8 protein-coding genes and 1 tRNA gene are annotated in these 9,112 nt (G+C 48.6%); 4 read left to right on the top strand and 5 right to left on the bottom strand.

Features of this window, described 5'->3' with window-relative positions:
• Positions 1-304: 304 nt before the first annotated feature.
• The 3 genes from lptC to metG form a co-directional block, all read right to left on the bottom strand.
• Positions 305-1,444, bottom strand: a complete 1,140-nt coding sequence (gene lptC / locus NG833_RS23490) for an LPS export ABC transporter periplasmic protein LptC (protein WP_254567698.1) — start codon at positions 1,442-1,444, stop codon at positions 305-307.
• Between the two features lie 39 nt (positions 1,445-1,483).
• Positions 1,484-2,095 (bottom strand): NYN domain-containing protein, encoded by a 612-nt coding sequence (locus NG833_RS23485; protein WP_015146666.1) that lies wholly within the window; start codon positions 2,093-2,095, stop codon positions 1,484-1,486.
• 243 nt (positions 2,096-2,338) lie between these two features.
• Positions 2,339-3,946, bottom strand: a complete 1,608-nt coding sequence (gene metG, locus NG833_RS23480; RefSeq protein WP_254567697.1) for a methionine--tRNA ligase — start codon at positions 3,944-3,946, stop codon at positions 2,339-2,341.
• A 664-nt stretch (positions 3,947-4,610) separates the two neighbouring features.
• On the opposite strand from metG, the gene NG833_RS23475 reads away from it, so the two are divergent.
• The 3 genes from NG833_RS23475 to NG833_RS23465 all read left to right on the top strand — a co-directional run bounded on the left by NG833_RS23475 (position 4,611) and on the right by NG833_RS23465 (position 6,325).
• Positions 4,611-5,336 (top strand): 1-acyl-sn-glycerol-3-phosphate acyltransferase, encoded by a 726-nt coding sequence (locus NG833_RS23475; RefSeq protein WP_254567696.1) that lies wholly within the window; start codon positions 4,611-4,613, stop codon positions 5,334-5,336.
• Between the two features lie 37 nt (positions 5,337-5,373).
• Positions 5,374-6,198, top strand: coding sequence for an alpha/beta fold hydrolase (locus NG833_RS23470; protein ID WP_254567695.1), 825 nt, complete (start codon positions 5,374-5,376; stop codon positions 6,196-6,198).
• 55 nt (positions 6,199-6,253) lie between these two features.
• Positions 6,254-6,325: transfer RNA gene (locus NG833_RS23465), tRNA-Lys, on the top strand.
• Positions 6,326-6,747: 422 nt separating this feature from the next.
• Here NG833_RS23465 and NG833_RS23460 read toward each other — a convergent pair.
• A complete protein-coding gene (locus NG833_RS23460; protein ID WP_015146670.1) occupies positions 6,748-6,933 on the bottom strand; it encodes a hypothetical protein in 186 nt (61 codons plus the stop codon).
• Between the two features lie 254 nt (positions 6,934-7,187).
• Positions 7,188-8,540, bottom strand: a complete 1,353-nt coding sequence (locus tag NG833_RS23455; protein WP_375293941.1) for a DUF3370 domain-containing protein — start codon at positions 8,538-8,540, stop codon at positions 7,188-7,190.
• A gap of 175 nt (positions 8,541-8,715) precedes the next feature.
• Between NG833_RS23455 and NG833_RS23450 the strand changes: the two genes are divergently transcribed.
• Positions 8,716-8,976, top strand: a complete 261-nt coding sequence (locus NG833_RS23450) for a helix-turn-helix transcriptional regulator (protein WP_254567693.1) — start codon at positions 8,716-8,718, stop codon at positions 8,974-8,976.
• The last annotated feature ends 136 nt before the right edge of the window (positions 8,977-9,112 follow it).

The following is a 9,112-nucleotide window of genomic DNA, read 5'->3' as shown; positions in this document are numbered from 1 at the left end:
GCTTCGGGAAGCGCCTCCACGGGCGCTTCCCGAAGCGCCCCTACAATTCGTTTTAATAGACCTTTAAAAACCGGATTTGGTATTAGGACTGGATACAGTTTTAGTTGTCAAAGTAAAAACCCACAGGCTCAAGCCTGGGGCTATACAGACAAAGCCTGCCTACGCAGGCTACTCCATAAAAACGACTTTTCATACCCGGATTTGGTATCAGGGAGCAGAAACCGGATTCCTAGCCCACAGAACGTTATTCCGGAGCCGAGATTTTTCAAGAAACCCGGTGGATCACCTGTCCTGAAACGAGGCTTTAAGGAACTACATCGGTGACCACATCGCCCCCCGTCACCACAATAGTTTGGTCCTGAAGTTTGCCCACTGCCTTGGGTCCTGTGACTGTAAATGGGGGGTCCGCTTGGCGATAAAAGACATTGCCTTCGGCTTGGAACTCTTCAGTGGGAATCACCCAAGTCATGCGATCGGCTTTAAACTCTGATGAGGGGACCTGACGGACCCCGGTAACATTTCCGAATAAAGAGATGATGGAAGATTCTAGTTCCAGGGTGCCGCGATCGCCCATTAAGGTCAAGGTTTGCTTGGGATGGACGATGGTGACCCGACGTTCACTGGTGACCTGTTGAGCGTCAATATTCCACCGCATCAAGTCACTGTTGATCGTCAGTGGGGGTTCACTCAAGGTAATCTGAACTTGTTGTTCTAGGGTTACGACATTCGTTTTTAGGTTCAGTTCACCGCGATCGCCAACGGCCTTGTCACTGGCAGGACAATTTTGGGGATTTGCACACAGATAACGGTCGATTTCCACCGGGCGATCGCTGATGATTTGGTCCGTCTCCATCTGCCACACCACAGCCCCAGAACGCATCTGTAAGGCGGGATTTTTCTTCGTTGTGGCAACAACATTCCCCACCAGTTCCATGCGTTGGGCTTTGCTTTGCAGCCTTGCTTCATTGGCGGTAATTTCCAAGTCCGGATGGCTGCCGTTGACGTTATTGCGAACGATCAGCAAATCCTCTGCGGGTAACCATTCTAATTCCTGAGCACGGATTACGGCTTGATTTTTGAGTTCCGTGGCCACAATGTCATCCTGGAGGACAATTTTCGAGCCGTCCCCATGCACCTGCCCCTTTTTGGACTGGATCTGATAAACCAGTTGACCTTCCTGGAACAGTTCTCCGGTTGGTGTCTCTAAATAGGTAATTTTCTGTTCATCATTATACCGAGCCAAGGGCGATCGCACCTTCCAAACGATTTCCCCCTCAGCATTGGCCTGTTCGAGGGTGACATCGTTAAATGTTAATGCTTGATCCTGCCCTTCTTCTGGCTCGGTGACCACTGGAGTATCGCCCTTTTGAAAGAAGGCACAACTGGGTAAACCCAGTCCCAGTAAGGCGTATAAAAGCAAAAGGAAAAAACCAGAATTTTTCACTTTTAAATAGGTAGGGTTGATGTCTGAATCCACAAGGATTTAGCGGTCTTCCACATCATCCATCATCCCAATACTGGAAAGGGGGCGGTAGGTATAGTTCGGTTGTCTGGGTGTTTTTTGGATATCTTCTTTGATGGATTCTAGGTCAATATAGCGATCGGCGACGTTAATTAAACTATCGCTGGTCATGGAACGGAGGCTAACGACTTCTACTCTCACCCCGCGATAGCTGACCGCATCTACGGAATAAGCGAGGTCTCCATCTCCACTGACTAACACGGCAGTGTCATAAGACCCGACTAATGCCATCATATCGACAGCGATTTCTACATCCAAGTTGGCTTTTTTAGAGCCATCCGGAAGCTGAACTAAATCTTTGGAGATCACCCGATAGCCATTGCGCCGCATCCATAATAAAAATCCCTGTTGTTTTTCATTGGTGCGATCGACCCCGGTATAGAAAAAAGAGCGTAGCAGACGGGAACCGGCAGTTAAGCGACACAGCAGCTTGGTATAGTCGATTTCGATTCCCAACTGCAAAGCGGCATAAAACAAATTGGAGCCATCAATAAAAATGGCAACTCGACCGCGATTTTCTAAAACCTGTTCGGGGGTAAATATGTTGTTGTTTTCTGGATGATGATGCAACATGGTTGTTATTCCTCAGTTTTTTTATCGGAAAATTGATTTTTCATATTATCTATGATAGAGGGAATCGCCTGGTTGTCACCTGAACCCGGTGAACATCAGGCCATTGATGATATACCGGAACGCTGCCCTAACGCCCCGATCATCCTTATCTTTGGCAATGGGGTGGGGACCCCTCTGTAACCCCACCCCCGATACTGGATAATTCTACTCGTTCTTTTTGGATTGACATTGGCGATCGCCCACCTATGAAGAAGCCTGATTGCTCAACTCCAGGCGAGCAAAGACGGGTTTGGCTTCTGCAAGCACGAGATCGCTGCTGAGAATGCCCCAACTCGAATGAGTCGGAAAGTTCAGCGCACTCACGATCGAGGTTTGGTCATTAAAATCAATCGAATACCCCAGTTGCTGATAAATCGCAGTGCTGATATTCGGAATGATCGCAGAGAGTAAGTACGCCGAGAGCCTCACGGATTCTAAAACAGCATAGAGCACTTCCTCAACGGCCTGCTGTTCCCCCTGCTTATAGAGTTTCCAGGGTGCTTGTTCGTCTATGTACTTGTTACACCCTCGCACCAAGGACAGAATCTCTTCACATCCTTGGCTAAATTGCAGGCCCTCATAGGCACGGGTGACGCGATCGCCTAAAGTTACCCCCGCTGCTTTTAACCCATTGTTATCGCCAATTTCCTCGGGATTCACCTGCGGCACCTGACCTTGACAATACTTTTTCACCATGCCCAGGGTCCTATTTAATAAATTCCCCAAGTCGTTGGCGAGATCGGCATTGAGAATATTAATAAATCGCGTTTCGTTAAAATCCCCGTCCCGTCCAAATTCAATTTCTTTCAGAAAGTAGTAACGCAGCGCATCGGATCCGTACCGTTCCACTAAATCCAATGGGTCGATAATATTACCCAAAGTTTTGCTAATTTTCTGACCGTCTTTCGTTAAAAACCCATGTCCAAACACCCCACCGGAAACGGGAACTCCTGCGGACATGAGCATGGCAGGCCAATACACGGCATGAAAGCGCAAAATATCTTTCCCAATCAAGTGCAGATTAATCGGCGACCATTTTGATAAGGCATTCTCCAGGGTGGGTTCTTGATCCGGGTCTAGCAGGGCCGTCACATATCCCAATAGGGCATCAAACCACACATAAAGGGTCTGTTTTGGATCCACCGGCACTGGGAAGCCCCAAGCCACATTGACCCGAGAAATGGAGAAATCTTGCAGTCCTTGTTGAACAAAGCTCAAAACTTCATTCCGTCGAATTTCGGGCCGAATAAAATCAGGACGCTCTTGATAAAGGGCTTCTAGTTGGGGTTGGTATTTGGAAAGGCGAAAAAAGTAATTTTGCTCATCGCGCCATTCAACTTCCCGGTTGGGATGCATCGGACAGCGATTATCTTCTAGCAACTCACGTTTGTCTTTAAATTCTTCGCAAGCGACACAGTACCACCCTGTTTGCTGGCTTAAATAAATGTCATCATTGTCCCAGACGCGCTGGAAAAATTCCTTGACGATCGCTCCATGACGGGGATTGGTCGTTCGGCTAAACCTGTCGTAGGCAATGTTCAGTTTTTGCCATAATTGGTCAAATCCGGCGGCAATTGTATCGCAGTGTTCTTGGGGCGATCGCCCCAATGCTTCTGCAGTCCGCTCTATTTTTTGCCCATGTTCATCGGTTCCGGTAATCAGCAGGACTGATTTTCCCCGAAGTCGCTCAAACCTCGCCACAACATCGGCAGCAATCGTGGTATAGGCGCTGCCAATGTGAGGCAAATCGTTCACATAGTAAAGCGGTGTTGTAATAGCAAATGTGTTTTTACTGGTCTTGGTAGAGTTCATGGATTCGGTTAAAAACGACCCCCATTCTTTTATTTCGATGGTAACATGAGGGACGGCAAACTTCCATTCTACTCGACATTTAACAAAAATTTTACCCCAATTCCGGGGTTTTCCAGGGAGGTATGCCTCTAAGATATAAAGATTTTATAAAAATTGTTGACTGTTATTGCTTAGATTTTTAAAGATTTTCTATAGATTATCCAGGAAGGACACCCCCACCAAGGGCGATTCGGAAATAGGTTATCCGGCGATCGGCGATTTTGAACTGCCCCGGTCTCTGCCCTTTTTTTATCAAAAAAGCAGAAAGATTGCTTCCGGAAACCGCTGGGGTGCGGCCTTCTTTCAGTCCAGTTTTAGAACACCGGACCCAATTGGCTTGATCCCCGCCTAATCACCCCCTTGTGCGGTTGCACCCCGTTGATTCTGGGGGCAAATTTCCAGGGCATCCTGACCCCAAAACCTGAAAGCTTTGTTTCCCCTCCACCCTGACACATCGGGGTACTTCAGGACCCAGAATGACTGGTTGGGGCTGAGAATTCTGGCGGTTTGGAATCCAACCCAACTGATTTTTACTTTATAATTGTTTACAAAACCTCTCAGAAAGGTCAAGCTGCTGGGAATTTCTAAAATTTCCCCAGGCTGTTAATCGATCGCGTCGGTGAAAATGTCATTAGAAGATAGGCCACTGCAAATTTCCCACGGGTTTCTCAGCGCCTTTGGCACGCGCACCTTTCTTTACTACCGGGATCGCATTCCCCAAGAAGGTGCCGCGCTGATCGTGAGCAATCATCGCAGCTTTATGGATGCCCCCTTACTGATGGCCGGAACAGGACGCTCGATCCACTTTGCCTGCCATCACTATATGGGCCAAGTCCCCCTGTTACGAGAATTTGTCACCGAGTTGGGCTGCTTGGTCTTAGAATCATACGGGCCACAACAGCATCGTTTTTTTCGTCAGGGGAGCAAGCTGCTACAACAACAAGCGGCGATCGGAGTCTTTCCCGAAGGCGCAACCCCAATGGTCCAGTTAACCCCCCCGTCAGAAGTTGGGGAGTTTCATCGCGGGTTCGCCCATTTAGCCCTGAGTGCCAAGGTGTCGGAACTGGCGATCGTGCCGGTGGCGATCGCCTCAATGGAAGAACAAGTGCTTTCCGGTCTCCCCGTTCGGATGTTGAGTCTCTTTGACCCCACTGAACCTCATTTCCAACAAGACGGATTTCACCCAATGGTGATTTATCGTCGCGTTAATCTCCTCGTCGGTCGCCCCTATTGGATGACTCCGGCGCAAAAACAGGGCTATCCCGGTAAATCGGGAAAACGGTTGGTGAATGAAATTACCGATCGCTGCCGGGAAGAAATTGCCGGTTTACTCCGCCAAGGCTGTTATTAAACGGGGTTTAAAATGCAGAATTTTAGGGAAGAAAGATATGGGTTCACTGATCCACAATTTTAACGAGAGGTTTCATTTTTTAACCCCCTCGACTCTCCAACCTGACTTACCATTGTTCGTTTATTTACCGGGCATGGATGGGACCGGGGAACTCCTGCGATCGCAACTTAATAAAGGTCTCTCTAACGCCTTTAATATCCAATGTCTAGCCATGCCTGCCCATGATTTATCCTCTTGGGACCAATTGACCGAAAAAGTTGTGGGTTTATTGCGCGCTCAATTTCGGCGCAGTCGCCCGGATATGGTTTATCTCTGTGGCGAGTCCTTTGGCGGTTGCTTGGCCCTGAAAATTGCCATCGATGCCCCAGAACTGTTCGATCGCCTCATCTTAATCAATCCCGCCTCTTGTTTTATGGGCCAAGCTTGGCTCCATTTTGGCTCCCACTTGACCGGATGGTTACCCCCCCCCATCTATGCCTTATCGGTCATGGGTTTATTACCCTTTTTAGCCGCCCTCGGTCGCATCGCCCGCTCAGAACGCAATGCTTTGTTAGCAGCGATGCAGTCCGTTCCCCAGCCTACTAGCACTTGGCGGGTCAATTTACTCCGAGAGTTTGAAATGGACTCTCATGAGTTAAGCCGCATCCGTCAACCAGTCTTGGCGATCGCGAGTACGGGCGATCGGCTCTTACCCTCGGTTTCCGAAGCGACCCGCTTAACCTATTCCATTCCCAACGCCAAACAAGTCTTATTACCGGATAGCGGTCATGCTTGTTTACTCGAAACTGATGTCAATCTTTACAAACTCCTCAAAGACCATGATTTTTTAACCCGTCCCAACCCCATCAGTGCAGTCGCCTAAGATGGGAATTGGCCTCTTGACTTCACCCCTCAAACTATGTTATTCTGATTAATCTGGGTCACTAGCTCAATGGTAGAGCATCGGACTCTTAATCCGTTGGTTCGGGGTTCGAGCCCCCGGTGACCCATTTTTAATCCCTCGATTCACCCCGACGGTCTCCAAACCTGAAACGGGTGGATCTCAACGGTCTAGTTCCCACTTGAAACAGCCTGTAAAAAACCGGCATCCTTAAGGGTGCCGGTTTTTTAATCAATTTTTCCAGACCTAATACGGAATCCGGTTGTCAAAGGTCTATAAAAACCCGCACCCTCAAGGGTGGGGCGTTTGCGGACAAAGCCCGCCTGCGCGGGCTACTCCATAAAAACGACTTTTCATACCCGGATTTGGTATAAAATCGGTAAAAAATCGCACAAATAAACAGGATAGTTAGACCTAGAATAAATCGAAAAAAATCGGAAGCAAAGGTTTTACTAAAACCGGACAAATCGAAAAGGCTTAGTCACTCCAGAAGGATTATAAAATACCCCATTGAACTAAACCATTTAAGACTTAATCAATAACTTCCAGCCATCCGCGCTTAATCGCATGAGATAGGCGATGGAGGGCTGCGCGGTCTTCTTCATTCAGTCGGGTTACTAATCCAACGTTAATGAGTTGGGTGTGTTCATACCGGGTAATATAACCGGCTTTCCAGGCTTGAAAAAATACGTCTGAAATTCTGGATTGATAAAGCATAGCGTGAACTGGTATCACGACCAATATAAAAGTGATACTCTAAGTATTAACTCAAACCCGGGAATATCCAGTGATCTAAAGAAAAATAGGCTGTGATATTCATCCGGACTCTTCGTGATTTGTATCACAGCTTAACTCCTTCTGTCTAGGGCAAAAGAGGCGCGATCGCCGCCACCTCTTTTGACTCATAAACTTCACGAATTTAGTGCATGATTAATCACACTGAATGAGAGACTGAAGCCTTGATCCCCGACTCAGCGAGACTGAATCGTGAGGACTTGAGGTGGGGTGGCATCCGGGGGATAAATCAAATCCACCTCCACCAGACGGCGACTACCCGGGGGCATTTCCAACGTCGCCAACGGTTCCCCCATCTGTCCGCGACGCTGCACCAAATGCCAATAGCGCGTGGTTGGCACTCCCAAATCATTGGTATAGCGAACCCGCACTGTTCCTCGGAAAAATACCTGGGGTCCTGGGGGTTCTAAAAACCGTAACCCGGGTTGAGTTAAAGTCTCTTCTTTCAACGCCGTCTGTAAACTCACCGTCACGGTTTCTGTGGCATTCGTGTCATTAATCAAAGGTAAACGTAAACGGTATTCTAGGGCATAGTTCCCATGAGCAGAATAGGCCGTATCTGGGTAGCGGACCAACATGGGCGCACTTTGGGATTGATCCGTTCCCAATTGTCCACCGGGTAAGGTGCCGATCGCATAAGAAAAGCTTTCTCCCGAGGAAGGAATACTCAACCCTTGAATATCCGGGCGATCGACCAATTGACCCACCCAAGTAGACCCCTGGGACACTCCTGCGACTCGACCATAGATTCGTTGGCCCTCGGTTTGGTCTGGGGGAGTGGGAGTGCGATCGCGCGGAGTTGCCACATCTGCGGTTTCTAAAAGCTGTTGCCATTCCTCCAGAGTCGGCGATCGCTCATTCCCATTAGCATCCTGCCTCGCATACATCGCCAAACTCGCCACATAGACTCGCCCACTACTAGATAACCGCAGTAAGGTAGAACGACCATTCAGAGGCGGTTCTAAGGTGCGGACTGGAATGGGAAGATTCATCAACATTTGACTCGACTGGGGCGGAATCACCAGTTGCGCGGGCCAGATATCTTGGCGCTGTCCCCGCAAGATTTCATTGGCCACCCGCCCCCCAGGTCCCGCAAAAACCTCCCCCCGAGGATTGGCGACAAAGGGCGGCAATTGAACAAACGGCGCATCGGGTTGGGAGAGATAACTTGCCCCCTGGAGGATATTTAGGGTAACAGGTTCATCGGTGGGATTATGGACAAGAATTCCCACATACATGGGGGTTAAATCATCGAGTTGTCGATCGCCAAAGACATGATGAGCAAAGATGTCAAAGCGACCTTGAAAGGGGAAGTTAAGATGGGCCGAAGGAAATGCTTTGCGATCGGGCGGGAAGGTGGAGAGTAAAATGCCTTCGCTGCCGATTTTTTCGGGACTGTTGCTATTAAACATCGGCACATTATCCAGGCCGCCCGGTAAGGGGCGAACTTCTTGGGGTTGAACAATTTCCTGGGGTTCCGGTGCCGGTTGAGCTTGAGCAATCAACAGAGTTGACAAGAGGGCGAGGATATGCATGGGGTGAAATATTAGGGGGGATGCGATGCGATCGGTTTTCTATTGTAGGGGAGGCAGCGCATAGAGGGGAGCTAACTATAAAATTTTTTTTAGATTGGAGACACTTTAGTGTAGTTATGATAGCAGTCATGGAATCAAGAAATAGTCAGTTATAAAAATAAGCCTAAACATGAAACAGCAACCGATTACCTGGGAGTCGATTCGCGATCAAGTTTTAGCCAACCCAGAAGTAAAAGCCGAATACGATGCTTTAGAGGATGAATTTGAACGGGCTAATCGAGCGATCGCCATTAGAGCTTCTACCGGACTCAATCAGAGAGAATTTGCCGAACGAGTGGGCATGAAGCGATCGCAAATTGCCCAAATTGAATCGGGCAAGTCCATTCCGAAACTGGAAACCTTGGAAAAACTAGCGACGGCTGCGGGTTAGGGAACTCCAAAAAATAAAACCTTCAAAAAACCCGCAGGCTCAAGCCTGGAGGCTCACAGGACAAAGCGGTGCCTGCGCGGGCTAAAAGAGCCTTGTTAGGTGCGATCGCATCAAAGCAAGGATGATTTATTTGTTG

The sequence above is a fragment of the Oscillatoria sp. HE19RPO genome (assembly GCF_024220515.1).
GTDB lineage: Bacteria > Cyanobacteriota > Cyanobacteriia > Cyanobacteriales > Laspinemataceae > Laspinema.
This window is presented reverse-complemented; position numbering and strand designations above follow the sequence as displayed.